The sequence below is a fragment of the Geodermatophilus sp. URMC 63 genome, assembly GCF_053502565.1.
Genome location: NZ_CP199956.1, coordinates 2,071,788 through 2,096,260 on the forward strand (window position 1 = coordinate 2,071,788; position 24,473 = coordinate 2,096,260).

At 73.6% G+C, this 24,473-nt stretch carries 27 protein-coding genes and 3 pseudogenes; 18 read left to right on the plus strand and 12 right to left on the minus strand.

What is annotated here, in order from left to right; genetic code table 11:
• The first annotated feature begins 115 nt into the window (after positions 1–115).
• Together ACWIZO_RS10035 and ACWIZO_RS10040 are read left to right on the plus strand one after the other, a co-directional pair.
• Positions 116–793: pseudogene (locus ACWIZO_RS10035) on the plus strand (DUF3375 family protein).
• Between the two features lie 88 nt (positions 794–881).
• On the plus strand, positions 882–1,025 hold the full coding sequence (locus ACWIZO_RS10040) for a Wadjet anti-phage system protein JetD domain-containing protein (RefSeq protein ID WP_448642326.1): 144 nt from the start codon (positions 882–884) through the stop codon (positions 1,023–1,025).
• Positions 1,026–1,062: 37 nt separating this feature from the next.
• Here ACWIZO_RS10040 and ACWIZO_RS10045 read toward each other — a convergent pair whose 3' ends face one another.
• Complete coding sequence (locus tag ACWIZO_RS10045; RefSeq protein ID WP_448642327.1) at positions 1,063–1,881, minus strand: phosphatase PAP2 family protein; 819 nt, start codon at positions 1,879–1,881, stop codon at positions 1,063–1,065.
• 93 nt (positions 1,882–1,974) lie between these two features.
• On the opposite strand from ACWIZO_RS10045, the pseudogene ACWIZO_RS10050 reads away from it, so the two are divergent.
• From ACWIZO_RS10050 to ACWIZO_RS10110, 13 genes and pseudogenes are all read left to right on the plus strand, one after another.
• Positions 1,975–2,500: pseudogene (locus tag ACWIZO_RS10050) on the plus strand (IS3 family transposase); the annotation flags it as partial.
• A gap of 236 nt (positions 2,501–2,736) precedes the next feature.
• Positions 2,737–3,714: a hypothetical protein gene (locus ACWIZO_RS10055; RefSeq protein WP_448642328.1), complete on the plus strand. Its 978-nt coding sequence runs from the start codon at positions 2,737–2,739 to the stop codon at positions 3,712–3,714.
• On the plus strand, positions 3,711–4,094 hold the full coding sequence (locus tag ACWIZO_RS10060; RefSeq protein ID WP_448642329.1) for a hypothetical protein: 384 nt from the start codon (positions 3,711–3,713) through the stop codon (positions 4,092–4,094). Before ACWIZO_RS10055 ends, ACWIZO_RS10060 begins: the two co-directional genes overlap by 4 nt.
• 11 nt (positions 4,095–4,105) lie before the next feature.
• On the plus strand, positions 4,106–4,900 hold the full coding sequence (locus ACWIZO_RS10065) for a hypothetical protein (RefSeq protein ID WP_448642330.1): 795 nt from the start codon (positions 4,106–4,108) through the stop codon (positions 4,898–4,900).
• 52 nt (positions 4,901–4,952) lie between these two features.
• Positions 4,953–6,551 (plus strand): hypothetical protein, encoded by a 1,599-nt coding sequence (locus tag ACWIZO_RS10070; protein WP_448642331.1) that lies wholly within the window; start codon positions 4,953–4,955, stop codon positions 6,549–6,551.
• On the plus strand, positions 6,548–8,062 hold the full coding sequence (locus ACWIZO_RS10075; RefSeq protein WP_448642332.1) for an SCO6880 family protein: 1,515 nt from the start codon (positions 6,548–6,550) through the stop codon (positions 8,060–8,062). The genes ACWIZO_RS10070 and ACWIZO_RS10075 overlap by 4 nt, the downstream gene beginning before the upstream one ends.
• Positions 8,059–9,567 (plus strand): ATP-binding protein, encoded by a 1,509-nt coding sequence (locus ACWIZO_RS10080; RefSeq protein WP_448642333.1) that lies wholly within the window; start codon positions 8,059–8,061, stop codon positions 9,565–9,567. Before ACWIZO_RS10075 ends, ACWIZO_RS10080 begins: the two co-directional genes overlap by 4 nt.
• The gene (locus ACWIZO_RS10085) at positions 9,564–10,715 is read left to right on the plus strand and encodes a M23 family metallopeptidase (protein WP_448642334.1); all 1,152 of its coding nucleotides are present in this window, start codon (positions 9,564–9,566) and stop codon (positions 10,713–10,715) included. Before ACWIZO_RS10080 ends, ACWIZO_RS10085 begins: the two co-directional genes overlap by 4 nt.
• 58 nt (positions 10,716–10,773) lie before the next feature.
• Positions 10,774–12,684 carry a type IV secretory system conjugative DNA transfer family protein gene (locus ACWIZO_RS10090; RefSeq protein WP_448642335.1) on the plus strand — a complete coding sequence of 637 codons (1,911 nt, stop codon included), beginning with the start codon at positions 10,774–10,776 and terminating at the stop codon, positions 12,682–12,684.
• Complete coding sequence (locus ACWIZO_RS10095; protein WP_448642336.1) at positions 12,681–13,256, plus strand: hypothetical protein; 576 nt, start codon at positions 12,681–12,683, stop codon at positions 13,254–13,256. The genes ACWIZO_RS10090 and ACWIZO_RS10095 overlap by 4 nt, the downstream gene beginning before the upstream one ends.
• Positions 13,253–13,828, plus strand: a complete 576-nt coding sequence (locus ACWIZO_RS10100) for a hypothetical protein (RefSeq protein WP_448642337.1) — start codon at positions 13,253–13,255, stop codon at positions 13,826–13,828. Before ACWIZO_RS10095 ends, ACWIZO_RS10100 begins: the two co-directional genes overlap by 4 nt.
• Positions 13,825–14,121 carry a hypothetical protein gene (locus tag ACWIZO_RS10105; RefSeq protein ID WP_448642338.1) on the plus strand — a complete coding sequence of 99 codons (297 nt, stop codon included), beginning with the start codon at positions 13,825–13,827 and terminating at the stop codon, positions 14,119–14,121. Before ACWIZO_RS10100 ends, ACWIZO_RS10105 begins: the two co-directional genes overlap by 4 nt.
• 3 nt (positions 14,122–14,124) lie before the next feature.
• Complete coding sequence (locus ACWIZO_RS10110; RefSeq protein WP_448642339.1) at positions 14,125–15,444, plus strand: hypothetical protein; 1,320 nt, start codon at positions 14,125–14,127, stop codon at positions 15,442–15,444.
• Positions 15,445–15,493: 49 nt separating this feature from the next.
• Here the strand turns inward: ACWIZO_RS10110 and ACWIZO_RS10115 are convergent, their stop codons facing one another.
• The 7 genes and pseudogenes from ACWIZO_RS10115 to ACWIZO_RS10145 form a co-directional block, all read right to left on the minus strand.
• Positions 15,494–15,688 carry a hypothetical protein gene (locus tag ACWIZO_RS10115; protein WP_448643023.1) on the minus strand — a complete coding sequence of 65 codons (195 nt, stop codon included), beginning with the start codon at positions 15,686–15,688 and terminating at the stop codon, positions 15,494–15,496.
• A gap of 100 nt (positions 15,689–15,788) precedes the next feature.
• Positions 15,789–16,106, minus strand: a pseudogene (locus tag ACWIZO_RS10120) (class I SAM-dependent methyltransferase); the annotation flags it as partial.
• A 557-nt stretch (positions 16,107–16,663) separates the two neighbouring features.
• Complete coding sequence (locus ACWIZO_RS10125) at positions 16,664–17,416, minus strand: class I SAM-dependent methyltransferase (RefSeq protein ID WP_448642340.1); 753 nt, start codon at positions 17,414–17,416, stop codon at positions 16,664–16,666.
• A 1,103-nt stretch (positions 17,417–18,519) separates the two neighbouring features.
• Positions 18,520–19,017: a hypothetical protein gene (locus ACWIZO_RS10130; RefSeq protein ID WP_448642341.1), complete on the minus strand. Its 498-nt coding sequence runs from the start codon at positions 19,015–19,017 to the stop codon at positions 18,520–18,522.
• Positions 19,018–19,064: 47 nt separating this feature from the next.
• On the minus strand, positions 19,065–19,259 hold the full coding sequence (locus ACWIZO_RS10135; RefSeq protein WP_448642342.1) for a hypothetical protein: 195 nt from the start codon (positions 19,257–19,259) through the stop codon (positions 19,065–19,067).
• 214 nt (positions 19,260–19,473) lie between these two features.
• Entirely contained in the window at positions 19,474–20,016 is a 543-nt protein-coding gene (locus tag ACWIZO_RS10140) for a cupin domain-containing protein (RefSeq protein ID WP_448642343.1), read from the minus strand.
• Between the two features lie 314 nt (positions 20,017–20,330).
• Positions 20,331–20,483, minus strand: a complete 153-nt coding sequence (locus tag ACWIZO_RS10145) for a hypothetical protein (RefSeq protein ID WP_448642344.1) — start codon at positions 20,481–20,483, stop codon at positions 20,331–20,333.
• A 235-nt stretch (positions 20,484–20,718) separates the two neighbouring features.
• On the opposite strand from ACWIZO_RS10145, the gene ACWIZO_RS10150 reads away from it, so the two are divergent.
• From ACWIZO_RS10150 to ACWIZO_RS10160, 3 genes are all read left to right on the plus strand, one after another.
• On the plus strand, positions 20,719–20,883 hold the full coding sequence (locus ACWIZO_RS10150; protein WP_448642345.1) for a hypothetical protein: 165 nt from the start codon (positions 20,719–20,721) through the stop codon (positions 20,881–20,883).
• Positions 20,884–20,885: 2 nt separating this feature from the next.
• Entirely contained in the window at positions 20,886–21,098 is a 213-nt protein-coding gene (locus ACWIZO_RS10155; protein WP_448642346.1) for a hypothetical protein, read from the plus strand.
• Positions 21,099–21,252: 154 nt separating this feature from the next.
• A complete protein-coding gene (locus tag ACWIZO_RS10160) occupies positions 21,253–21,720 on the plus strand; it encodes a hypothetical protein (RefSeq protein WP_448642347.1) in 468 nt (155 codons plus the stop codon).
• Positions 21,721–21,941: 221 nt separating this feature from the next.
• On the opposite strand, the gene ACWIZO_RS10165 is transcribed toward ACWIZO_RS10160, so the two are convergent.
• From ACWIZO_RS10165 to ACWIZO_RS10180, 4 genes are all read right to left on the minus strand, one after another.
• On the minus strand, positions 21,942–22,484 hold the full coding sequence (locus ACWIZO_RS10165) for an MOSC domain-containing protein (protein ID WP_448642348.1): 543 nt from the start codon (positions 22,482–22,484) through the stop codon (positions 21,942–21,944).
• Between the two features lie 163 nt (positions 22,485–22,647).
• Positions 22,648–23,244 (minus strand): TIGR02391 family protein, encoded by a 597-nt coding sequence (locus ACWIZO_RS10170; protein ID WP_448642349.1) that lies wholly within the window; start codon positions 23,242–23,244, stop codon positions 22,648–22,650.
• Between the two features lie 35 nt (positions 23,245–23,279).
• On the minus strand, positions 23,280–23,408 hold the full coding sequence (locus tag ACWIZO_RS10175) for a hypothetical protein (RefSeq protein ID WP_448642350.1): 129 nt from the start codon (positions 23,406–23,408) through the stop codon (positions 23,280–23,282).
• 206 nt (positions 23,409–23,614) lie between these two features.
• Positions 23,615–24,424, minus strand: coding sequence for a hypothetical protein (locus ACWIZO_RS10180; protein WP_448642351.1), 810 nt, complete (start codon positions 24,422–24,424; stop codon positions 23,615–23,617).
• Positions 24,425–24,473: the final 49 nt, after the last annotated feature.

Here is a 24,473-nt window from a genome sequence, read left to right on the forward strand (position 1 = left end):
GGTCAGCGGCTGATTGCCTCGTGGGGCCGGTCGAGCGCGGTCGCCCTCGGCGCCGTCGCAGCCCGGTCACGGGGTGGGCGGCGGCACGTCCTGACCGCGAGCAACGGGGAGCACAGTGAGCGACACCGCCGGCGAGCTCGCCCGCGTCCAGGGCGCGTATGAGCAGCCCACGCTGACCATGCTGCACCAGCGGCGGGCGCCGGTCATCATCGCCATCTTCCGCACCTCATTCGGCCGGGACGTGCGCGCCATTCCCGCGCCGCGGCTGCACGACCAGGTCGAGTCCTACCTCGACGAGCTGCGCCTGGCCGGGGTCACCGGCGGCGACCTGCCCATCGGCTCCGGCCGTGACCTGTGACTGCGGTGGAGGCGCGGCCAGTGGCTGGTCCGCAGCACCGACGACGACGGCACCGAGGTCTACTCGCTGACCTCCCACGCCCAGGACGCGCTCACCCTGGTCACCGGCCTCACCCGGGAGCGGGCCAGCCTGTCCGAGCACGGCATCGCGACCATCCTCAACGCCGTCCGCCGGTTCAACACCGCGGTCAATCCCGACCGGGTCGCCCGCGTGGGCATCCTGGACAGCGAGATCGCCCGGCTGTCCGCTGAACGCGACCGCCTCCTCGACGGCGACGAGCTACCGCGGGTGCCGGCGGACTACCTGCTCGAGGGCTTCGGTGAGCTGATCTCCCTGGTCGCCGCGCTGCCCAGCGACTTCGCCCGCTGTATGTCGACGGCCTGGAGATCCTCGACGGGTTCCGCGCCGCCGGTGTGCCCGCCACCTCGATCCTGATGGACCCGGCCGCGTACGCCGCCTGGGAGCGGTTCGGCACCAACGTCGACCAGTACGGCAGCCGCTCGGGCCCCGCCCGGCCCGGCCGGTGCGGCACCTGACCGGCGCCGAGCGCACCCTGTACCACCAGCTCATCGCACCGGACTGGACCCGGGACCGCCGCGTCGAGCAGGAACGCATTCCACTCAGCGTCGCCCACGAGCAGGTAGGCGCCGTTCTGCTGGGACAGTGAGCCCGGCCGCCCGAGGCCTCGGCGCCGTCGGGCCGGCTCACCTGGCAGGTCGCCGGCGCGTTCCTAGTCCGACCGTGGCGCCGATTGCCCCGCCGAGCAGCACGCTGCCGGCCACGTCCGACGGATGGTGCCGCGCCGTGGCCAGTCGCGATCCGGCAACGAGCGCCGTCACGGGCGCGAGAACCGCTCCGACGGCTGGGGCGTGCAGAGCCGCGGCGGTCGTGAAGGCGGCCCCGTTGGCCGCATGCCCGGACGGGAAGGACCACGTCGACGGGGAGCGGCCGGCGCGGCGCGCGCCGATCCGGGTCCACCGCGGCGGCCGTTTGCGGCGGACCGCTGGCTTGAGCAGATGGCCCGCGGCCGCGGTCGCCGCGGTAGCGGCCAGCCCAGCCAGCCCCGCCCGCCGCCAGCGACCGGGCGCAGCGGTCAGGGCGGCGCCCAGCGCCACCCACAGCAGGCCACGGTCGGCGGCGACCGTCGCCGCCGACAGGGCGCCCCCGCCACGGCGCCGCCCGAGCCGCACCGCTCTCCGGGTCCCCCGCCGGTCGGTAGCGCGCAGCGCCCCGTGGGCACGGCGGCCGCCGTGCCGGCTCACGGCCGTGCGTCCCCGGTCACCGCGTTCTCGTCCCGCGCCGCAACGCGGCCGGCCAGCTGCCGCCGCAACCGCTGAGCGATCGCCCGGCGCTCGGCGGCGCGCCGGCGCAGCAGCTCGACCTCGGCGGCCGGGGTGCTGGCCCGTGCGGCGCGCAGCTCGAGCAGCGCGGCGGTCTCCTGGTGCAGCGCAATCCGGCGCAGCTGCTCGGCCAGCTGCGGGTCCTGCCGCGGCGACCGGCCGGCGCCTGGTGAGGAGCTGCACGTCGAAAGGGTGCGTCGGCGCAGCTCAGTCCGCGAGTCGGGCGGCGGGCGACGGGGTTACGCTCGCACTGGACGGAGCGCTGATTCGGCTGCCGCCCAGCAGCGGATCTGGTCGGTGTTCGCTAGGACGCGGGGCCCGAGCCGCAAGGTCGGCCCGCCGGTGCACGACGCCTTAGTCGACCGCCAGTTCACCCCCAGCGGCCCCGAACACCGTCTGGCTGACCGACATCACCCGAGCACCCCACCGCCGAGGGCAAGCTCTACCTCTGCGCGATCAAGGACGTGCACTCCAGCCGGATCGTCGGCTACTCCATGGACGCCCGGATGACCTCGTCACTGGCCGTGACCGCGCTGCGCAGCGCCATCGCTCTGCGGGCACCGGCCGGCACGATCGTGCACTCCGATCGCGGCAGTTCCGCTCGAACGCCTTCGTCACCGCGCTCAAGAACAACGGCCTGATCGGCTCGATGGGCCGCGTCGGCGCCTGCGGCGACAACGCCGCGATGGAGTCCTTCTTCGTCCTCTTGCAGCGCAACGTCCTCGACCGGCGGCGCTGGACCACCCGAGAGGACCTGCGGCTGGTCACCGGGGCGGCCTCGAGCGCTTGGCGTCGCCGGCGACCGCCCGACCACGCTCGTCGACACCGCACCGACGCTGATGGCGGGGTTACTGCCCTGTGAAGTAGCCCGGTCGCCCTCCGGTGGACCCCCTGTGAACCTCCGGTAGTCCTCCGGTAGCGCGCGCCGAGGCGTCTGCTACCGCCTGCAATGCCCACCCCATGCCTGAGGTCGGTGAGGGACCACGGTGCCGTGGCCGACCGGAGGATCCCCGGAGGTCGGGGCGGCACGGTCGGCGCATGCAGACCACAGCTCCACATCGGCGATCACCGCGCGGCCCCGGCGGTACAGCGCCGCCGTCGGTGTCGACGGCGGTCGCCACCCCCAGGGATCCCCTGGGGGTGCGGCCGATGACGGTCCAGGCGATGCGAGCGGCCGTCACCGCGATCCGCGCCGGGATCTTCGACGACAGCAGCGAGGTCGACGTCACCGGCGCCGGGCGGATGCCCGGTGCTGCGGCCGCCGGCCGGCCGGATCACGGTCGTCTTCCCTGGGCGCGCGCGTGCACGGGCGGCTCTGCTGTCCTGGTCGTGGCCGGTCACGCCGGGGCCGGTGCGTCCACGGTCGCCTTGGCGGTCGCCGAGGGGTTGGCGGAGAGCTGGCGGGTGCAGCTGGCCGATTACGCCAAGCCGGTCCGGTCCGGGCTGGCGGCAGCCTCGGCCGTCGAACTGGGCACGGACGGTGACGGCTGGCGACGTGGTCGTCGCGGTCGCGTCGCCGTCTTCCGTCTCGCTCACGATCCGGCCGACGCGGAGTTCCCCCTGCTCCCGGATGCCGACGGCGCGGATCGACTGGTGCTGGTCGATGCGGGCTGGTCCCTGACCACCGCGCTGCTCGATGCGCCCGGTCCGCTCGTCTGCGGCGCGACGGTCGTCGTCACCCGGGTGACGGTGCCCGCGGTCCGCCAGACCGAGCACGTGCTGGCCGCCGTGGACGGCGAGGCGGTGGTGGCCGCGGTGGGGCCGGCGCGGTGGCCCCGGCTGGTGGAGGCCAGCTGCGGACCCCGGCTGGCTCAGTTGCGGTCGCAGGGGCGGGTGGTCCGGGTCCCGATCGACCGGCGGCTGCAGAGCGCCGGGCTGACCGCAGACCCGCTGCCGAGGCCGGTGTCAGCTGCCGGCCGGTCGCTGGCCGCGCTGCTGCTTCCCGCCGCCCCGCCGCTCCGCCCTCGGCGCCGGGCGGCGCAGTCCCCCACGGGTTCAGCGGGGCAGGCTCGATGAGCGGCAGTCACAGGACCGCGCCCACGGCGGCGCGGGCTGCTGCGACCGTCGCGCTCGCCCTGGCCGAGTTGGTCGTGCTGGGTGCCGGGCCGGCGACGGCGGTGCCGGCGGAGGTCACCGCGGCGGTCTGCCCAGAGGCGCCGCCGGGGATGCAGACCTTCGCCGACGACGTGACCGCCTGGGTGAAGTGGGGCGTGCTGGCGCTGATCGGCATCGGCGCGGTGATGTCGCTCGGCTCGATCCTGCTCGGGCGGATCTTCTCCCACCCGCACGCGTCGCGGTACGGGGCCATGGGCGTCGCCGTCGTGGTCATGGTGGCGATCACCTACACGGTGATCCTGACCATCCTCGACTCGATCACCGGCAGCGGGTGCACCTGATGCGCCGCCGGATGCAACGACCCGTCGACGAGTCGCAGTGGGGACCGGCCCGGCTGCTCGCCGTCGCGGTCCTGAGCGCGCTGGCCGCGCTGGCGGTGCTGGCCGGAGCCGTCCTCGCCGTCGTCGCAGCGCTGACCGACGACGAGGACGCCGGCGCAGAGCGCTCCGCGAGCCCTGCGCCACCGTCGATCGAACGCTCGCAGCAGGACGTCGTGGCCGCCGCGCCGATGCCGACCGCGAGCCCGGAGCAGGCGCTGCCCGGTCCGCTGTCCACCCGCGGTCCTGAGGTGATCGAGCTCCCGCGACCGACCGGGACCGGGCCGGCCGGAGTGCCGACCGGCTTCCCACGGACGCCGGAGGGGGCGCTGGCCCAGCTCGCCGCCATCGACGTGACGGCGATGGGAACCGCCTCGCTCGACGGCGTGCGGCAGGTCATCACCGACTGGGCCGCGCCGGGCGGACCGACGCCGCAGACGTGGACCGGAGTGCACGCCATGGCCGACCTGCTGTCGGCGGCCGGGGTGTCCGGCGTGGGCTCTGCGCAGCTGAGCGTCGTCGTCCGCCCCGTCATGGGACTGATCAAGGGCACGGATGGTCCGGACTTCGCCGTGGTGTGCGTGGACCTCGAGTTCACCGTCACCGTCGCGCGGACCACCCGCGCCGCGGTCGCCGACTGCCAACGCATGACCTGGTTGGGGGACCGGTGGCTGATCGGAGCGGGGCCGGAGCCGGCCCCGGCCCCGTCGGTCTGGCCGGGCACCGAGGCGGCCCTCACCGCGGGCTACCGGGAGCTCCGCTATGCCTAGGCCACGTCTGCGACCGAGGAGTCACCCGCTCAGCGCCCAAGCGCTGATCACCGTGCTGGTCCTGGCCATGTCGGTGTGGGTCGCGTCGGCCGGCCCCGCCGCGGCGGACACGACGCTGGGGGCGTTCCCCGCCCCTCCCGACGATCCCGCGGACGGCGGCGCCTCGTGCCTGCCGGTCGATCCGCTGTGCGTGATCGGAAACGCGGCCCAGGCGGCGGTCACCGACGTGTGGGTCGCCGCGATGCTCTCCCTCTGGGAGGCCGGGCTGTGGCTGCTCGGCCTGGCCTTCTCGGTCGTCGACGCGCTGACCACCCCGGACCTGTCCGCCGGCGGCCCGCTGGCCGGGATCTACCCGGTGACCTTCGGCATCGGCGCGGCCGTCGCCGCGGTGATGGCGCTGGTGCAGCTGGGTGCGGCGGCGATGCGCCGGGACGGGCAGACGCTGGGCCGGGTGCTGGTCGGGCTGGTGCAGTTCGGCCTGGTGTGGGCCGGCTACGTCGGCGTGGCCGCGCTGTTGGTCACCGGCGTATCCAAGCTGACCACCGGCCTGCTGCGAAGTCTGCTGGGCATCGACACCCTGGCCGCGTTCGACCCGTCGGTCGGCGTGGCCCGCGACCTGGTCGACGGCGCGGCCGCGACGGTGCTGGGCGTCTCGTCGGTCTTCCTGTTGCTGCCGGCCAGCATCGCCTTCCTGCTGGTGATGCTGGTCCGCGAGGCGGCGCTGATCGTGCTGGCGGCGACCTCGGCGATCTCGGCCGCCGGGCTGCTCGCGCAGTCCTCGAGCGCCTGGTTCTGGCGCAGCCTGCGCTGGTTCCTGGCCGCTCTGCTGGTCTCGCCGGTCGCGGTCCTCGTCCTGGGCGTGGGCGTGACCGTCACCGAGGGCCTGCTCACCGGCGCGGAGGGGACGAGCACCGAAGCGGCGGTCGGCATGGCGGTGGTCGGCTGCCTGCTGATCCTGCTCGGCGCGATCTGCCCGCTGGCGCTGTTCCGGCTGCTGGCCTTCGTCGACCCGGGCACCTTGAGCGGGGCGGCGCTGCGGTCCTCGCTGGCCGCCTCCGGCGGAGTGATGGGCGCGCTGGGCAACCTCGGCGGTGCAGGTGGACGGGCCGCGGGAGTTGCCGCTGCTGCCGGCTCCGGTGGCGTGGCCGCCTCAGGCGCGGCGGCGCAGCTGGCCGGGGACCGCGCGCAGGGCGAGTCGACCGCGGACACCGCGACCAGTGGACGCTTCGCCGGCGCGCTACACACGCTCACCGCCGGCACCGCCACAGCCGGTCGACTGGCCGCCGGGGTGGCCGCCTCGGCCGCCGACGTCCTCTCCGGCGCCGGCGTCGGTCACTCCGCGCCCTACTACGGGCAGCCGGCATCCGGCGGGGCTCCGGGCGGTCAGGGGTCCGGCCCGGGGGCGCCGCGGCCGCCCCGGCTCGGACGGCCAACCCGCCAGGAGGACAGCGCCCGCCCCTCAGGTCCCCTGGGGCCGGCTCTGCACGCAACCGCCGCCAACGGGAACGACGGTCCGGTCGCCGTGACCTGGCCCGCGCAGCAGATCGACGGCACCGAGCCCGGCGGACCCGACGAGGTCGATCCGCCGGCTCCCCGGAGCCCGCAGGCCGAGGATCCCGGGGCCGAGGATCCCGGCGGCGGTGCCCGGTGAACGCCGCCCGCTACGGCGACTACGCCCGCGACGTCTCCGGCTGGTTCCTCGGCATGACCGGCGCCCAGCTGGGCCTGGTGACCCTCGCCGGGCTGCCGGCGTTGCTGGCCCTCAACGCACGGGCCTGGGTCGCCCTCGTCGTCTACCTGCCGGTGTGGGGGGTGCTGGCTGCGGTGCTGCTGGTGCCCGTCCGCGGCCGGGCGGCCGGCCGCTGGTTCGCCGACCTGTGCCTGCACGCGATCGGAGTGGCGATGGGCTGGTCGGAGTTCGGCTCGCGGGCTGCGGCCGGGACGGCCGAAGACTTGTCCGCGGCGGACCTGCCGGGCGTGCTGGCCGGCGTCCGCACCCACGACGGGCCGCCGTTCGGGCAGCTGGCCGGTCGCCCGGTGATCGTCCAGGACTGCGCGGCCCGCACCTGGGCGGCGGTGGCCCGGATCTCCCATCCCGGCATCGGCCTGGCCGAACCGGCCGAGCGCGACCGGATGGGCGCCGGGCTGGCCGAGCTGTGCGAGCTGGCCACCCGCACCGAGCTCGTCGACGTCCTCGCCCTGCAGGTGCGCACCGTGCCCGACGACGGCGCCGAGCGCGCCGCCTGGGAGCGCGCGCACACCCAGCCGGGGGCGCCGGAGCTGGCGGTGCAGGTCAACGCCCTGCTGGGCGCGGCGCTGACCCCGGCCGCGGTGCGCACCGAGGCGTTCGTGACCGTCGTGGTGGGCGAGCGGCGGATCGGGCGTGCCGCGCGGGAGGCCGGCGGCGGGGTGGACGGCCGCGCCCGGGTGCTGCACGGCGTGATGGCCGAGGTCGAGGCGGCGCTGCGCGGGCCGGTCGGCTGCACCGCGGTGGCCTGGCTGGACTCCGCCGGGCTGGCCGCCGCGGTGCGCACCGGCTTCGCCCCCGGCGACCGCGGCCAGCTCATCGCCGCCGACCTCGCCGCACCCCAGAACCCGGACATGGCGACCGGGGTGTCGATGGCCGCCGCCGGCCCCACCCGCGCCCGCGCCGAGGTGCGGCACTACGCGCACGACGCGTGGGCGTCGGTCACCGACACCGTGCTGCTGCCCGACTCCGGGGCGGTGCTCGGCGCGCTGGCCCCGGTGCTGGTGCCCACCACGGCGGGGGAGCGGCGCTGCCTGACGGTGTTCCTCGGCCCGCTGCCCCTGGAGCGGGCCACCCGGCTGGTCGGCCGGGAGCAGATGAGCGCCACCACCGGCAGCGAGCTGCGCGCCCGCATGGGCTTCCGGGAGCGGGCCCGGCAGCGGCGCGACAGCGAGCGGGTCGGCGCCGCCGACGAGAAGCTGGCCGTCGGGCGCGCACTGGTCCGCCCCGCGGTGGCCGCCTGCGTCACGGTGCCCGCCACCTGGCCGGTCGACGAGCACGGCCGGCGGCTGTCGGCGTCGGTGCGTGCCGCCGGGTTCGTGCCGCTGCGGCTGGACCTGGCGCAGGACTGCGGGTTCGCCGCCGCCGCCATCCCGCTCGGGATCGGCCTGCCCGACCGGCGGGGCCGGCGGTGACCCGCCGCCTGGGTTCCCGGGGGCGGGACGTGGCCGTCCTGCTCGACGACTTCGGCCACCGGCTGCCCGCCGCCCCGGCGCCACCGCCGGCCGCCCGGGAGCGCGGGCCGTTTCCCGCGCTGGTGCCCCGCCGCGGTCCCCGGGGGCGCGGCCGGGGGAGGGCGGCGACCCCGGCGCCGCTGTCGGTGTGGCGGATGACCTCGGAGCAGACACCGGTGTGCTGGCCGCTGATCGCCGCACCCGGTCTGCCGCCCACCGGCGCACAGATGGGACTGGATCTGCTGTCGGGTGGGGCGTTCTACTGCGATCCGGTCGGCTGGGTCACCGACGACGCCATTCCGGTCACCAATCCCAACGTCGTCGTCTTCGGCAAGCCCGGCCGCGGCAAGTCCGCCACGGTTAAGGCGTTCGCGCTGCGGATGCTGGGCTACGGCTACCGCACCCTGGTGCTGGGCGACACCAAGGACGAGTACGAGCCGCTGTGCCGGGCGCTGGGTGTGGAGCCGTTCGTCATCGGCCCCGGCCTGCCGGCCCGGGTCAACCCGCTGGCCTTCGGCCCGCTCGGGCACGGCTGGGACGCGCTCGGCGCCGCCGAGGCCCGCCGCCGGGAGGCGCTGGTGTTCGCCCGCTGGCTGGTGCTGCTGCGCGGCCTGGTGGGCTCGCAGGCGGTGCCGTTCGGCCCGGTTGAGGAGACCGCCGTCGCCGAGGCGCTGCGGCTGCTCACCGGCCACCGCGCCGGCGCCACCCGGCTCACCGAACCCACCGTGCCGCAGCTGTGGCACGCGCTGGACGAGCCGTCCGACGAGCTCGTGTCCGGCTGCCGCTACGCCGACCGGCGGCACTTCCTCGACGCCACCCGCACCCTGCGCGACGCCCTCGGCTCGCTGGTCACGGGCTCGCTGGCCGGGCTGTTCGACGACCACACCACCCTCGACGTCGACTGGCGCGCCCCGATCCAGTCGCTGTCGCTGTCCCGCCTCGAACCGCTCGGCGACTCCGCCGTCGGCATCGCCCTAACCTGCCTGAACTCCTGGGGGCAGGCGATGCGGGAGATCGCCGACCCGGGGGACCTGCGGATCGTCGTCCGCGACGAGACCTGGCGGCAGATGCGCCTGGGCGTCGAGGCGATGAAGAGCCTGGACGCCAACCTGCGGCTGTCCCGCCGGGACGCCGACGTGCAGGTGCTGCTGGCGCACAAGCCCTCGGACCTGCTCACCGCCGGCGACGCCGCCTCGCAGGCGGTCGCCATCGCCCGGGACCTGCTGCACCTGTGCGACGTCAAGGTGCTGCACGGCCAGGACCAGGCCGTCGCCGGCGAGCTGGGCGCCCTGCTCGGGCTGGCGCCGATCGCGCAGCGGGTGGTCACCGGCTGGGCGGTCGCCGGCACGGGCCGGGCGCTGTGGCTGGTCGGCGACCGGGTCTTCCAGGTGCAGACCGTCCTCACCGCACCCGAGCTGCGCCTGACCTACACCAACGACGCCCTCACCGCCGGCGGTCCGGCATGACCGGGACGGCGCAAGGCGCGGCCCGGGCGTGGCTGTGGACGGCCGCCGTCCCTGTCGCGGTGCCGGTGTTCGCCGCACTCTTCCTCCTGCTGGTCCCGCTGACCGTGCTCGCCGCCCCGCAGCCACCAGCGGCGTCGGCGGCCTGCTCGATCGGCGGCACCGGCGCCACCGTGGCCGGCGTCGACCTGGACGCCGTCCAGATGGGCCACGCGCAGACGATCGCCGACGTCGCCGCCGCACGAGGGCTGGACCCGTACGCGGTCACCGTGGCGCTGGCCACCGCCTACCAGGAGTCCGGCATCCGGATGCTGGCCAACGACGGCAGCAGCCCCGATCTCACCGCCGAGCAGGCCGCCGTCACCGCCACCAGCCTGAGCCATCCGCACGACGGGCTCGGGTCCGACCACGACAGCGTCAATCCCTTCCAGCAGCGGTGGGTCGCCGGCTGGGGCACCGTCGCTGAGCTGATGGACCCCGTCTACGCCGCCGAGGCCTTCTACGCCCGGCTCGTCGCGGTACCGAACTGGCAGGTCATCCCGCTCACCGAGGCCGCGCAGGCCGTGCAGGTCTCGGCCTACGGGAATGCCTACGCCCGCTGGGAGCCACTCGCCCGCGAGCTGACCGCGATGCTGTGGCCGGCCGCCCGGGCCGCCGCGGGCGCCCCGGCCGGCGCTGCGGCCGCCGTCTGCCCGGGGCTGCCGGTGGCCGCGGGGTCGTGGATCCGGCCGACCGCCGGCACCGTCACCTCCGGCTTCGGCCCCCGGTGGGGCACCCTGCACGCCGGCGTCGATCTCGCCGGCCCCCGTGACAGCCCGGTCTACGCCGCGTCCGACGGCACCGTGGTGCGTGCCGAGTGCACCAGCGCCTACTGCGACCGCGACGGCGGTCTCGGCCTGGGCGGCTACGGCAACCTCGTCGAACTGGGCCACGGCGGCGGCGTGAGCACCCGCTACGGGCACCTGTCGGCCTACACCGTCACCGCCGGCCAGACCGTCACCGCCGGGACGCTGATCGGCTTCCAGGGCTCCACCGGCAACAGCACCGGCGTCCACCTGCACCTCGAGGTCCGCATCGAGGGCACCCCGGTCGACCCCGTCCCGTGGCTGGCCGACCGCGGCGTCGACCTGCTCGCTGCCAATCCCGGATGAACACCCCACGCCGCACGAACGGAGGAGTCATGCACGAGACGAGCACGGGGCGGCAGCGATGAGCGTCGGCCGGTCCCAGCCCGACGTCGGCCCCACCGGCTGGGAGGTGCCCGCCGCCGTCGCTGTCGTGTGGCTGACCGCCGGCGCGCTGTTGCTGCCCGCCGGCCGCGCCGCCGCGGCACTGCTGACCGGCGGTGGCTGGGTGTGGCCGCACGGGTCGACCGCCCTGGTCGCCTCCGTCGGCGGGCTGCTCGCCGGCGACCCCGCCGCCGGCCTGGAGTCCGCACAGGCTGCGGCTCTGCCGACGTCGCCGGTCGTGTACGCCGTCACCGCAGCAGCGCTCGGACTGTTCCTGGCCGGCAGTGGGGCAGCGGCCTGGGCCGCGCGCCGGCTGCTGGGCGGGCGGTCCGGGATGGCCTCCCGTGCCCACGTCGCCGACGTCCTCGGCCGCGCGCGGCTGCGCCAGGCCGCTCCTGTCGTCCGCCCCGACCTGACCCCGGCCCGCCGGCGCGAGGACCGTCGCATCCCGGGCACCGAGGTGGGGTGGCGACTGGGCCGCGCCGCCGTTCCCGCCGCCGGAGGACTGTGGGTGCCCTACGACCGCACCACCGGCGTCTACGGCCCCCAGGGCTCCGGCAAGACCCTCGACCTGCTCGCCCCCGCGCTGCTCGACGCGCCGGGGGCGGCGTTGGTGACGCTGACCAAGGCCGAGGACCTGTTGCTCACCGTCGACGCCCGCGCCGACGGCGACCGCCCGGTGGCGGTGCTCGACCCGTTCGGCGCCGTGCCCGGCCTGGCGGAGCTGGTGTGGGACCCGGTCGCCGGCTGCGCGGACCCGATGGTCGCCGAGCGCCGCGCCAAGGCGTTCACCGCCGGCACGGTCGCCGGCGCGGTCACCGGCGGCGTCGCCAGCAGCGCGGCCCGGTTCTACGCGTTCGAGGCGGCCAAGGTGCTGCAGGCATTCCTGCACGCCGCGGCGCTGACCGGGGGCACCGTCGAGGACGTCCTCACGTGGGCCGCCCACCCGCAGGCGGCGACGCAGCCGGCCGACGTCCTGCGCGGCCACCCCGGCGCCACGCCGTTCTGGGACGGGCTGCTGCACGGCGCCCTGCACGGCGACCCGCGCGCCGCGGGCAACACCGCCACCACCGTGCAGCAGGCCCTGGCGCTGTTCTTCCAGGCCGACATCCGCCGCCGCTGCACCCCCGCACCCGGGCGGCCGGCGACCGACATCCCGGCGCTGCTCGCCGCCGGCGGCACGATGTACCTGCTCGGCCGCGAGGACCCCTACGCCTCGGCCGCGCCGCTGATGACCGCGGTGGCCGAGCACGTCCTCGACACCGCCCTGCAGCTGGCCGCCACGGCGCCGACCGGGCGGCTGTGCCCGCCGCTGCTGGCCTGCCTGGACGAGCTGCCCTCCACCGCGCCGCTGCCCACTCTGCGCACCCGGATGGCCAACGACCGCGCCCTGGGCGTCGGCTTCCTCTACGCCGCGCAGACCTGGCGGCAGCTGGTCATCGTCTACGGCGAGGACGAGGCCCGCACCCTGTTCGGGCTGACCAACGTGCTCGTCGCCTTCGGCGGCGGCAAGGACGGCGCCTTCTACCGCGAGCTGTCCGACCTGCTCGGCACCACCCGGGTGCGGCGCACCTCCTACAGCCACCGCGGTGCGGGGTGGTCCCGGGCCACCCACGGGGAGACCGTGCCGGTGCTGCGCGGCGAGGAGATCCGCCAGCTGCCGCCCGGCCGGGCGCTGGTCGTCGCCGAGAACGCCCCGCCGCTCATCGCCGCGCTCACCCGCTGCCTCACCGGACCCCGCGGCCCGCAGCTGCTGGCAGCCCAGGCCGCCGCCCGCGCCCGGGTCACCGCCGCCCGCGTCGGTGACCCGCCCCGGGCAGGAGGCACCGGAGCCGCCCACCACAGCGCGCGGCCCGCAGGCCGGGCACCGGCGCAGAGTAGCGCCCGGTGAGCGACGCCCGGATCGCCAGGCCCTTCCCCGGACCGCCGCCGGAGGTCCGCCGCGCCCTCGACCACCTCCGGGGGGCCGACGCCATCGGCCTGGACCCCGCCGGCCTGACGGAGCTGCACCGGCCCTGGGACCCGGCCGCCTGCCCACCGGGCCTGCGCGCCGACCTGTGGCCGTGGCTGGACGACGTCGCCGCCTGGCTCAACCACACCTACGCCTGGCAGACCGCCTCCGCCGTCCCCTCCTGCTGGCCGGCGCACCCGCACCTGGTGCACGAGCTGGCGGTGCTCGCCTGCCTGCGCGTCAGCGCCGCCGAGGCCACCACACCGCACGCGCTGGAGGAGTGGCACCGCTACGCGCTGCCGGGCTTCACCGGCCGGATGGGCGAACGGCTCGGCATCGGCTGTCCCCCGGGCCGGCACACCGACTGGCCGGCCCGCTCCTGGGCCACCGAGTACACCAGCCCAGCCGCGAGGGAGGCCCGGCAGGCGCTGCTCACCGGCGACCTGCGCGCCGGCACCGCTGCAGGCCCCGCGTCGGGCTCCGCCGGACGCCGGAGCGGGGGAACCCCGTGAGCACCCCGGCCCGCGACGGGGACTGGATGTCCCTCGTCGACGGCGTGCGGGTCAGCCGCCGCTGGATGACCCGGCACACCCCGCAGCTCCTGGTCGCCTGGTGCGCGGCCACCTCCGCGGCGCAGCGGCGCAGCATCGCCGCACGCATCCTGCAGGTCGCCGCCGACCTGGAGAGCGAACCCGACGACGACCACGCGTCACCCGCCGCCCTCGCCTGGTACGAGACGGCCGAGCGGATCGGCGCCCACCTCGTGCACGGCCCGGACTGGCTCCCGCTGGCCGCCGCACTCGCCCGGGCCCACGCCGCCGGCCACGACGTCGCCGCCCGCCTGCCCGCGCTCGCCGCCGCCGCTCCGCTGCCCGACCGGCACCCGGCGCGGGAGCTGCACTGGCGGCTGCTCGAGGACTGCCCGGCCGCCCTGCCCCCGACCGACGCCTCCGCCCGGACCGGCGACGACGCCGCCGCAGTGCACAGGCCGGCCAGCCGTCCACAGGGCCGCCGCGACCGCCCCCACACGCTCCCCGACGACCGACCGTCGACCCACACCGCACCCGGAGGAGAGCAGCCATGACCCTGGACACCACCACCGATCCGCTCGGCTACGCCGCCTCCCTGCTCGACGCCGTCGGCGCCGACCGCGAGCAGGTACCCGCCGAGGTCGCCCTCGCCTGCCTGTACGCCGCCGAGCTGCTCGAGCTGGCCGGCGCGCGGGCCGAACCCACCCCGCTGATCGACGGCAACCCGCGCATCACCCTGCGGGTGACCCTGGCCGCCCTGGCCGACCTCGACGAGGACACCTTCGCCAGTACCCCGGTCCTCGACGCCGCCCGCACCGTTCGGCGTGCCCTGCGACGGCTGGGCTGACCGGTGGCCACCACCCTGCAGCAGCTGCTGGACGCCCTCACCGACCGGGCCACCGCCCCGGCGGCGTCGGCGACCATCGAGGACGTCACCGGCGCGCTGGCGCACCTCGGCCGGGCGCTCACCGGCCTGACCGACGACGGGCTCACCCCGACCGACAGCCCGCGGCAGCGCACCGCCACCGCACTGGGGGCGGCGTGCGCCACCGCCGGTCGGCTGTGGCCGCGTACCGGCGGGCCGCTCACCGACCTCGCCGGCGCCGCCGCCGACCTCGTCGGCCGCGACCGCCCCGTCCTGGGCCGCGGCCACCGGTGGGCGGTCACCGTCGAACTCGCCGAGGCGGCCGACCACTGCGCCGGGCTGGCCTCTCGGCTGCTGCCGCAGGCGGCGGTAGTCGAGATGGCGGCTGTGAGCCGGCTGGCTGCCGCCGTCGAGCGCGACGCGCTGGCCGATCCGCCGACCGCTGCCGGCGTCGTGGTGCTCGACCGCCTGGTGCCCCCGCCCGCCCCGCCACACCGGGACGCCGCACCGAGCGCACTCGACGCGTCCGCGGCGCTCGTCGCGGCACTCGACCGGGCCCAGCGGGACGGCGCCGACCTGCCCCTGCGCGACTTCCGCGCCGCCGTCGCGGCCGCCGAGATCGCCAGCCGCTGCGCCGCCACCATCACCGCCGCGGCGACCGGGGACGACGTGGGCCCGCTGCTGGTCACCGGGCTGGCCTGGCAGCTGGCCGGACGCACCAGCACGGCCTTCCACGACGGGCACCGCACCGGCACCGCCGGCCCGCGCGGCGTCGTCGCCTGGGCGCAGGCGCTGGCCGGCGCGCTCCGCGCCGAGGCCGCACCTCGCACCGACATCTCAGCGCTACGCGACCGCAGCGACCTGCCGAGCACAGCCGACAGGGTCCGGCAGGTCACCGCCCAGCTGCCGGCGCTCGGCGACCAGCTGGCCGCGGCCGTGGAGCGGTGGTCGCGCACCGGGCGGTTGGTCATCTCCGCGCGGGACCTGCCCCCTGTCGAGAACATGCCCGCCGACCGGATAGACGCGGTCATCGCCGGTCGTCACGTGATGGCCCGCGGCACCGACCTCGACCACCTCCGACGGGTCGTGGACCGGGCCGCAGACCTGTCGACCGGACTCACCGGTGCACTGCACCGCGCCTCGACCGACCCCAAGCAGCGGCACCAAGCCGACGGGCGCGCCCGAGGAGTGCAGACACCTGACACGGCCGAGCGTCTGCTCGATCGGTCCCAGACGACCGAGCACGCCGTCACCGCGATCCGGTCCCCGCGTCACGTGGCGCGGGAAGCTCCACCGTCCCGGTAACCGATCGGTGGCCGGTAGGGGGAGCCGCAGCAGTGCCGCCACGTGCGCGTCACAAGAGGACCTCGCGCAGTGGGTCACCTCCGTCGACGAGAAGGCGGCCGTCGGGTGCCAGCGCAGCGCGCCGGCGCGCCAGGGCCCGCCGGCCGACTTCCGGATGGCGGCCGTCGAGAGCACCAACGCGCACGGCGAAGGCGAGGTCGAAGGGCGCCTCGTCCTGCTCGAGTGCGAAGTCCTCGACCCTCACCCCGACGGAAGCTGAGCACACCGGCGTCAATCTCAGCGCGCGAACCGACCAACGCCTGGGCGATGGCAGCGGCCGAGCGGTCGATGCCCAAAACGTGACCAGGACCGACCCGGCGGGCGACCTCGCGTGCGGCTGCACCGGGGCCGCAGCCGACTTCCAGGACGCGGAAACCCCGGTGCAGGGGCAGGGCATCGACGACGGCCCGTAGGCGGTCGGACAGTTCGGGCACGTGTGACCTCCTGACGGCAGGACGAAGGTGCGTCACCTCCGCTCGCGGCTCACCGGTCCCGTAGAGGATCGTCGTCCGAGATGCTCGAAGTGCGCCGCTGACGGTTCGGCTTGCGGTACGGCCTGCCGGTGGCCGGTCGTCCATCGGTACGGCCTGCCGCGAGGTCGGGCCAGGATGGGTGACCAGCATTACGCGCGGGTCTGGGTGACGGGCGAACCGCACACACGCATACTGCGTCCCATCCCACCTCCGATCCCCAGTCACATGACCGCGAGGCAGTCAGAGCAATTCACGTCGCTCTCGTTCGAGGTCCACACGTCGCCGCTGCGCTTCCCGCACGCAGTGCGTGTCCCCGAGCTGCCCACGTCGTCATGGATGAGGGCGGTGTCCGGGTCAGGCCACTGCCGGCAGTTGGGGGACGTGAACGGGGAGCAGACGCCCGGTCGTGGCGTTCCGCGTAGTTGTCCCCGTCAGCGTAGGACGGCCGCAGTTTGGACAGTCGTTGGTGGCCATATTGACCCCGTGAGTGAGGAAGATGTGACGGTCCGCCCGCGCACCGTCGGAAGGGTAAGTGCCGGTAGCCGATCCCCTGAGCGGTGACGGCGGCTACGGTCTCCGACCTGTCCCTGAGGGCGGCCCTAGGGACGTTCCGGCCAACGCCCCGAACGATCCCTCTCGTCACCGACGACGGTGGGTGGATGTCTGTGCCCGGACGGACGCGGGATCGCGAGGACTGCCAGGGGCGGTCAGCCGCGGAGCCGTGCCAGCCAGACCTCCTCGGGCGGCCAGCGACGCGGCCAATCGGGCGTGTCAGCCCACAGCTCGTGTACGTCGACGTCCGGGTCGGCGAGCAGGTGCTCTAGCCGCTCGACCTCGAAGCCGTATCCGCGCAGCAGCGCGATCCACTCACCGGGCGGCCGCTGGAACTCGATGCTGCCGTCGTCGGCCCACTCGATGCGCCGGGGCGTCCGCCAGTCGCGGCGCAGCCGGTCGGACATGCCACCGACCTCGTCCTGGCACAGGACGGCCAGCCAGGCGTTGACGAGGAACACCAGCCGACCGCCCGGGCGCAGCACGCGCGCGGCCTCGGCGAGCCAGCGGTGCGGGTCGCACCAGATGCTCGCGCCGTACTCGGACACGATCAGGTCGACACAGCCGTCGCGCAGCGGTATCGCCTCGCCGTCGGCCTCCAGCAGCGGGAAGCGCTGCCCGTGCACTGCCTGCATCCGGCGGGCGGTGGCCAGCTGCGCGCGGGTCAGGTCCAGCCCGATCGGGCGGGCGCCCCACCGCTGCAGCCACGCCGACCAGTACGCCGTCCCGCAGCCGAGCTCGAGGACGTCGAGCCCGCGCACGTCGCCGAGCAGACCGAGTTCCCGTTCCGGCCGGCCCGCTGTTCCCCAGGTCGGTTCGGTCGCGGCCCAGTGCCGCTCGGCCGCCTCGGCATAGGCGGGTGCGAAGCCGGTCCACGCGGCCCGGTTGGCCGCCTGGTGCGTCCCCATGCCGCGCAGCATGCCCGGCGCCGCCATCCCCTGAGAACCTCGAGGAGGCCGGCGTGCTCGTCCTCCACAACAAGACCGCGGAGGGCTACCGGCCTGGCCCCCACTGGCCCGAACAGTGCGCGGACCCCACGCTCGGAGCTCGCCGGACACGTAGGTGCTGAGGCAGCATCTCCGCCGCGCCCGGCGGCGACAAGGATGTCCCAGAGCGGGCCGCTCACAGACACCAACGCACGTTCGCCCGCGACGGCGGCGTCGGGGACGGCTGATTGATGTGCGCGGCATGCTTCACGCGGCATGGTGAACGGAACGGTCCCGCGACCACCACCAACGTAGGTTCAGGCCCATGAGCCACAAACCGAGTGGCACCACCCGCAAGAAGCCGCGGTGGCTCTACTCGGGATCACGCCGGGCGGCGTACGCCCTCTCAGGGCTTTGGGTGGTCGTCTCTGCCTTCGCCGTGGCTCAACTGATGCTGACCGACACCCAAACGGTGCGCTGGGCCTCGGCAGGGCAGCTCATCGCTGCACTGGTCCTGGCAGTCTCCTACTTCCGCTCGGCCAGGTACGACGGTCCGAGAGAGGTTCGGCCGTCAACGAGCCGCTGGGGAGGAGGTCGACCGAAGGAACGATGGCAGTAGCGAACGGCCTCGTAGGCGGTAGCCCCGAGTGGGCCGCTATGGGGCACACCGCCTGCCACACTCCGCATGTGCGCCGCGCGGATGAGCCGGACGATCGACGGACCCTCGAACGACTTGCTCTCGCCGAGTGGCCAGCGCCGGCCGGTGTCCAAGTCCGGTCAATGACTGTTGCTGGCGACCGCGCCGAGGTCACTCTCACCGTGAACGGTCACCACGACTACTGGGTGCACTACCAGCGGGACAGGGACGGTTGGGAGGAGAAGGTGTCCGGCAACGGACCCACGCTCGGCTGGGAGAACGCGAGCGCCATCGAGTGATGAGTCGTTACCCCCGAGTCGCGCCCGTGTGAGGTGGACCCAAGTGGGCCGCTCAGCAGCTGTTGGCCAGGCGAGCCCAGAGCGCGGCTCAGGGGCAGTCCCAGAACGACGCGACGATCGACAGCGGTAACGACAGGCTCCGCGGTAGGTCAGCCGAGAGGAACATCGACCTCCGCCTCCATCGGCCCGCCACACTCCTCGGTACCGCCGACGCGCTTCCAGTCGAGTGCTGCGTCGACCCGGGTCTGGTGCCCGTCCGGCTCGACCACAGTCACTTCCACGAAGCCGGGCGTGGCCATCGTCGCCAGATAGGCCGTCGAGTCCACCAGCGCGCCGGTCACCTCGGGGGCCGCGGTCTCTCGACTGAGTTGGACGGCCCCGCACGGGGATGAGCATCGGGCGACCACCGTGCGGCCTTCCGCCGCCGGCCAGTCGCCGGTCAACCGAACGATGAGGGTGCGGCCGTAGTCGACCGCAGGACAGGCCTGCCCGGCATCGCCGTCCAGCGATCCGGTTCCGCACGCTGTCAGCGTTGGAACGAGTGCCGTCGCGCCCAAGGCGAGGATGAGTGAGCCCGTCCACGAGGTGAAGCCGTGCATGAACGCGGTCGGCCACGTCTCGCGACTCCATCGCCGTTCGCGCGCCATGACGCGATCATGCACTTCGCCACCAGGGTGTGTCCCTGAGTGGGCCGCTATGGGCGACGTCCGACCTCGCGCCTGAAGTAGACGCCCAAGCCGACCGACAGCATGACTGCACCGACGCCGGCAAGGAGCGCCGCCCACATCGGCGGCACGCGACCCACGCTCTCGATGACCCCGAGGATCAAGAAAGACAACCCGAGGCCGACGAGCAGCACGACCCGCGCGGACGGGGCCGGGTAGGTCACGCCTCTGCTCCTCATCGCCGCAGCCTCGCCGTGCACGGCGGTCTCGACAACTCGCGCACTGTCCTCAAGTGGCCGCTCAGGGGACACGGGGCGGCAGCGACACGATGGGACCGGCGGCTCACGAAACTGGAGGCGATGGATCGATACCGCGTGGGGACGCGGCCGAGCCGGCGCGGTCGCCTGCTGCCCGTTCAGCAGTTCTTCGGTCGTCGGGTCAGGATTCCCGAGCAGCGCCGACGATGACATACACCATCAGCGCTGGCTTGTCGCTGCGGTTGTGCCACGCGTGGCGGGTGCCGCGCTGCACGACACAGGTGCCGGGGGTGAGGTGCACCTCTTGGCCGTCGTCGAGTTCGAGCCACATCTCGCCTTCGACACACAGGCCGTAGTCGATCGTGTCAGTGGTGTGCATGCCGGGGTTGTCCGGTTCGAACGCTCCGAACAGCCCGGGCAGCTTGTCCTCGAGCTCTGCGGAGAGGTCCTCCGGCGAGGCGATCGAATGCGGAGCAGAGGAGTCCGGGGCGAAACGCAGGAGCACGAACCGGGTGCCCCCTGAGCCGGGGAAGAACGGGAGGACTTGAGCGCCCTGCGCCCTGGTGCCGACCGTGGCGCCGCCGTCCTCGGTGCCCCACACCAGGTAGAACTGCGCACCTGGAATGGCTCCCACCTCAATCGCGGGCGTCGCTTCATCGGACACGACGACCGACTTGCCGTTGACGTCATGACCGGTGATCACCTGACGTACCTGAACACTCATGGGCCCTCCTCTGGCGCGGCGGGGCGTCGGCAGGTGCAGCCGAGGCCATGACGTCGACCCCGCCATGCTCAACCGGTCTGGCCTGGGCCGGAAGCCTCGGCTCCGCGGCGTGCCGGAGCTGTTGCCAGCGGCGGGCCCGTTCCAGTCGGTGTTGCACAATCGGCCGCCCGGGGCGGCGCGCGGGCTCGCCTGTTCCGTGAGCTCGATGAGGCGCTGCACGATCGTGCCCGGAGGGTCCTTGTGGGCGTCTCGGAGTCCCGACTCGGCACGAAGCCGACCAAGCCGCCCTGGCTGAGTCCAGGACCGAACGGAGGTCAGATGCCGCCCCCACCCGTACTCGTGGAGCTGCGCCACGTCACCGCGGCGCGCCAGCCGAACCCGTCGTCGCACAGCCGCCAGGCGGTCTGCTCGCTGGGCCACCACTGGCCGTCGTTGAGGACGAGGGCCTCGCGAGGCGGGCCGAACACCTGCTCGTGGATGACGCGATGGGGCGAACACATGTTCGATGTAGCCGCCGCAGTGGGCGGATACGCGACGGGACGTGCGGCTGGCCTCACTCCTCCGGCGCCGTGCCGCAGGCTGAGCCATCCCTTCGCGACTGGGGTATCCGCTCGCTCGCCAGGGTGATGCGGGCCGTCCTTGGGTGGATCGCCGGCTCTCCTGCCCGGATCGTCACCTCCCCACGGGCGGAAGGAAACGGCAATGTGGCTGTGGAATGACTGGACCGACGCGCTGCAGTTGTGGCTGGCGATGACCGGGTTGGCGGTCCTCTTGCTGGCCCTGATCGCGACCGTGGATCGGTACGCGCGTCACCGGGCCGCAGCAGGTGACGACGACGCAGACCTGACTGCCGAATTGCAGAGTTGAGGATGGCCACCTACCGCGCCACCACTGCGCTGCCCTACGACAACCACGAGCGGGCCACTCTGGGGCTCCGGGGGCAGCTGCGGCTTACGGCCATGGCGAACGGCGCAGTACCGGACTGGACGACGCTGTCCGTCAACGGCCCCACGAAAGCGCCCGGCCTGTACGGCGCGGTGTGGTTCGAGTGGTCAGCGACCGTCAAAGCGCGGCTCGGCTAGGTCCTAGCCTGCGGACTTCCGGCGCCATCACCTACGTCCCTAAAGGCGGCCTTTGGGACATCCGGCCCTCCCTGCTGCGCAAGTCGCATCGGCAGGCGCCGTGAAGGCGATTTGGGAGGTGGGATGGCTTGCGGGGCCTGCAAGCATCTGCTGGATGACGACACTGATCGGCGCTGAAGCGCTGCGACCCAACCCCGCACTCGAAACGCTCACGCAGTTGCTGGGCACCTGGCGCACGACCGCGAGGCATCCGCACGTGCCAGGGACGACCTTCCACGGCCGAACGTCGTTCGCACGGCACGAGGGCGGCGCCTTCGTCCTGATGCGCTCTGAGATCGATGAGCCGGAGATCCCGAGCGCCGTGGCGGTCATCGGCTCAGACGACGCCGCCGGCACCTTCACGATGATCTACTTCGACGAGCGGAACATCTCCCGCCGGTACGTCGTCGAGGTGGGTGACGGCGAAGTGTCGTGGCACCGCGACGAGGCAGGCTTCGCACAACGCATGGTCCTGACGATCGCCAGCGACGGCAGCCGGCTCGATGCCAAGGGGACCATGTCGCACGACGGCGGCCCCTGGGAGGACGACCTGCAGCTGACCTACGAGCGGATCGACTCGTAGGACTGATTCACAACGCACAGCCGGAACCTAATGCCAGTGACCGCCGAGCGGTTCAGAGGTATCCCGTAGTGGGCCGCTTTGGGACATTCCGCGGCGCTGCCGCCGTCACCTGTCTGACCGTCCCGCCAGCCGAACCCGCTGCGGCGACGTCCGAGACTCATCGGCGACCTGAGCCACCATGTCCCGCAGGACGATCGATGAGCGGCACGGGCTGACAGGGGTCAGACTCGTTTGAGAGGCTCATGAGGACCGTCGGGCAGCTCGACCTTGATGAGATCGTTGGGGGCAACGTCCCCTCCGGTGGCCACGACACCCATGATTCCGGCCTTGCGAACGAGCGATCCGTCCGCGGCGCGATGGACAACCTGTCTGAGCAGTCCTGGCCGGAACGCGTCGATCTGTGCGCACGGGTTGCGCAGCCCGGTCACCTCGACGACGGCCGTCGCGCCGAGCTGCAGCCGGGTACCGCGGGGAAGCGCGAGCAGATCGAGACCACTGGTCGTGATGTTTTCGCCGAGCTGGCCCGCGCGGACGTCGAACCCTTGCTCTCGCAGCTCATCGAAGAGCTCGGCATGCAGCAGGTGGACCTGGCGGAGATTGGGCTGCGTGGGATCAGTATCCACTCGTGAGCGGTGCTGCACGGTCACTCCAGCATGAGCGTCACCAGCGACACCGACGCCGGCCAGCAGGGTGACGACATCGACAGGCACCTTGCTGAACTGATGCTCACCGTCGCGGCTGACTGCGATCACCTTGGGCGTCACCCCGCCATCTTCGTCGAGGATCAGCGCGCCGACGAACGCGTCACGGTAAACGAACCCCTTACGGCGACGTCCGCGCGGTCTCGATAGCCCGGCGCCCGTGTCCCGCAGGGGATCGCTCTGCGGGCTGTCGCCGCAGGATTTGCGTCTGTCGTGACCATACCGATCATCTGTCGTCGGGATGGCTTTCGATCTCGCACTGGTCGAGCAAACGGGCGAGGTGACTATAGGCGCCGAGACGCTCCATGCCGTCCTGCTCGGAGATCTCGTCGCGGCTATGGGTGGCCACATTTCGCACCGCCAGATTCAGCCCCTTAGCGAGTCCCATCAACCCTTCGCGCATCGACTTCACGGTGTTGTCGGTGTCCCGTCCCGGCCAGCGCAGTCGTGGCACGCCCGGCCGGGCAGGCGCGGCCGCAAGCGTCTGGCCCCAAAAGTCGGTGTCCTGCACGTTCACGAGAGTTAGACGCTCCTTCCAGTACAGGTTGAGCGCCTCTCCGGCTTCTCGGACGGCGACGCGGTACTGGTGGATCGTCCAGTGGGGAGCTGCAGCTGTCCAGATCACCGGATGGAAGGCTGACGGCGTAAAGGCCGGCATGCCGTCGTCGTGGTCGATCATGGCGTCCAGTTCAAGAGCCTCCAGCCTTCCCCGGATCGACGCGCAGGTGGCGCGCACCTCGCCAGGCGTTAAGAACGCCTTCGGCTGGGTCATATTGCGCCAGTTGGAGATTGGGTCGATCGGCCTTGAGAGGCCCTGCACCATGAGATACGAGCCTGTGACCGAGAGAGCTCTGGCGGCTAGGCCAGCAGCTTCCGCGACGGCAGTTTGCGGCGCTGAATCTCTGCCGAGTCGAAGCCGTCCTTGGGGAAGGTTCGCTGGACGAGCCCCGGCATGAACATCGCGTCCGTCTCGGACTGCGTCTCCATCTAGGATTCAAAGGCGACTTCAAACCGCTCAACGCCCGCGCGGAGGGCGGCGAGATACTTGGGCGTGTGCTGACTGGCCACGAGCCCGATCCTCGCAACAGCGTCCGACAATTGGGCGATCACGGCAGCTTTCGACCGTGCGCGGCCGCGTCCGATGACGATCCTCTGCTGGAACGCGTCCTCCCTGGCGGACGAAGATGTCGCCATTAGCGGGCCGGCCGGATAGTGCCGACCTGGACCCAGTTCGTCGTCGCACTCCAGACAACGATCCGTGCTGGCCGGGTCGCCTCCGGCGCGACCCAGACGTGGGTGAGCTCCTCCGGTAGCTGGGGCGCCCGGAGAGGTAGCTGCGGCACGTCGAGTTCCAAGGCGCGTAGAGGGACCCAACCGGTCGAAAAGACCCCGCCCCAAATGAAGAGGTGGCGTTCGGCGGTGGCCGCCCGACCCAACTTCGCAATGTCCGAGGGACGCGACGCGACGAAATCTTCGACGAAGGTGACCACGTCGTCGGGGTCCTGGCTCAGAAAGCCCACTTGCATGGGACCGGTCAGGATGACCGTGCCGGCCGGGCCATCAGTGGTCTTCGCGGTCTGCACCTGAGACCTGGCCAGTCGCTCCGGTAGCCAGGCATGATCGTGATCGTCGTCGAGGCCACCGACGCTGAAGGCACTCGCCTCCTGCAGGCCGACAGCCTCCAGTTGCAGCAGAAGCCTCGGCAAGTGCTCCCGAGCAACGTTCACCCGCGCTGAATCGCTAAGGACGACCAGCCACGCATGGGCCAGTCGATCGTCTTGCAGGAGCGCGCGGCGGCCGGCGAGAGCACCCTGCCGCGCCGCCAGGTCCTGGTCCTCTGCGGCGGTCACCTCAACGGCACCCACCCGGCCGTCGGGGTACTCGATCTTGAGGTCGTACATGCCAGCAGCCGACTGGTCATCATGCTGGACCACGGGCACCTGAAGCTGAGCTCGGACGACGGCCATGGCCGCCGCTTCTCGACGCGAGAGCTGCTGTGTCACTTAGCCAGTGTGGCCGGGCGGTGGTCTCGTTGGGCGTCTCGCAAGCGGA

Coding starts and splice junctions, on each gene's coding strand:
- ACWIZO_RS10175 (WP_448642350.1), bottom strand. CDS start 23,408: ATGGAGACGCAGTCCGAGACGGACGCGATGTTCATGCCGGGGCTCGTC.
- ACWIZO_RS10065 (WP_448642330.1), top strand. CDS start 4,106: ATGCAACGACCCGTCGACGAGTCGCAGTGGGGACCGGCCCGGCTGCTC.
- ACWIZO_RS10140 (WP_448642343.1), bottom strand. CDS start 20,016: ATGAGTGTTCAGGTACGTCAGGTGATCACCGGTCATGACGTCAACGGC.
- ACWIZO_RS10055 (WP_448642328.1), top strand. CDS start 2,737: ATGCAGACCACAGCTCCACATCGGCGATCACCGCGCGGCCCCGGCGGT.
- ACWIZO_RS10170 (WP_448642349.1), bottom strand. CDS start 23,244: ATGGTGCAGGGCCTCTCAAGGCCGATCGACCCAATCTCCAACTGGCGC.
- ACWIZO_RS10150 (WP_448642345.1), top strand. CDS start 20,719: ATGTGGCTGTGGAATGACTGGACCGACGCGCTGCAGTTGTGGCTGGCG.
- ACWIZO_RS10130 (WP_448642341.1), bottom strand. CDS start 19,017: ATGGCGCGCGAACGGCGATGGAGTCGCGAGACGTGGCCGACCGCGTTC.
- ACWIZO_RS10105 (WP_448642338.1), top strand. CDS start 13,825: ATGACCCTGGACACCACCACCGATCCGCTCGGCTACGCCGCCTCCCTG.
- ACWIZO_RS10155 (WP_448642346.1), top strand. CDS start 20,886: ATGGCCACCTACCGCGCCACCACTGCGCTGCCCTACGACAACCACGAG.
- ACWIZO_RS10085 (WP_448642334.1), top strand. CDS start 9,564: ATGACCGGGACGGCGCAAGGCGCGGCCCGGGCGTGGCTGTGGACGGCC.
- ACWIZO_RS10060 (WP_448642329.1), top strand. CDS start 3,711: ATGAGCGGCAGTCACAGGACCGCGCCCACGGCGGCGCGGGCTGCTGCG.
- ACWIZO_RS10125 (WP_448642340.1), bottom strand. CDS start 17,416: ATGGGGACGCACCAGGCGGCCAACCGGGCCGCGTGGACCGGCTTCGCA.
- ACWIZO_RS10160 (WP_448642347.1), top strand. CDS start 21,253: ATGACGACACTGATCGGCGCTGAAGCGCTGCGACCCAACCCCGCACTC.
- ACWIZO_RS10090 (WP_448642335.1), top strand. CDS start 10,774: ATGAGCGTCGGCCGGTCCCAGCCCGACGTCGGCCCCACCGGCTGGGAG.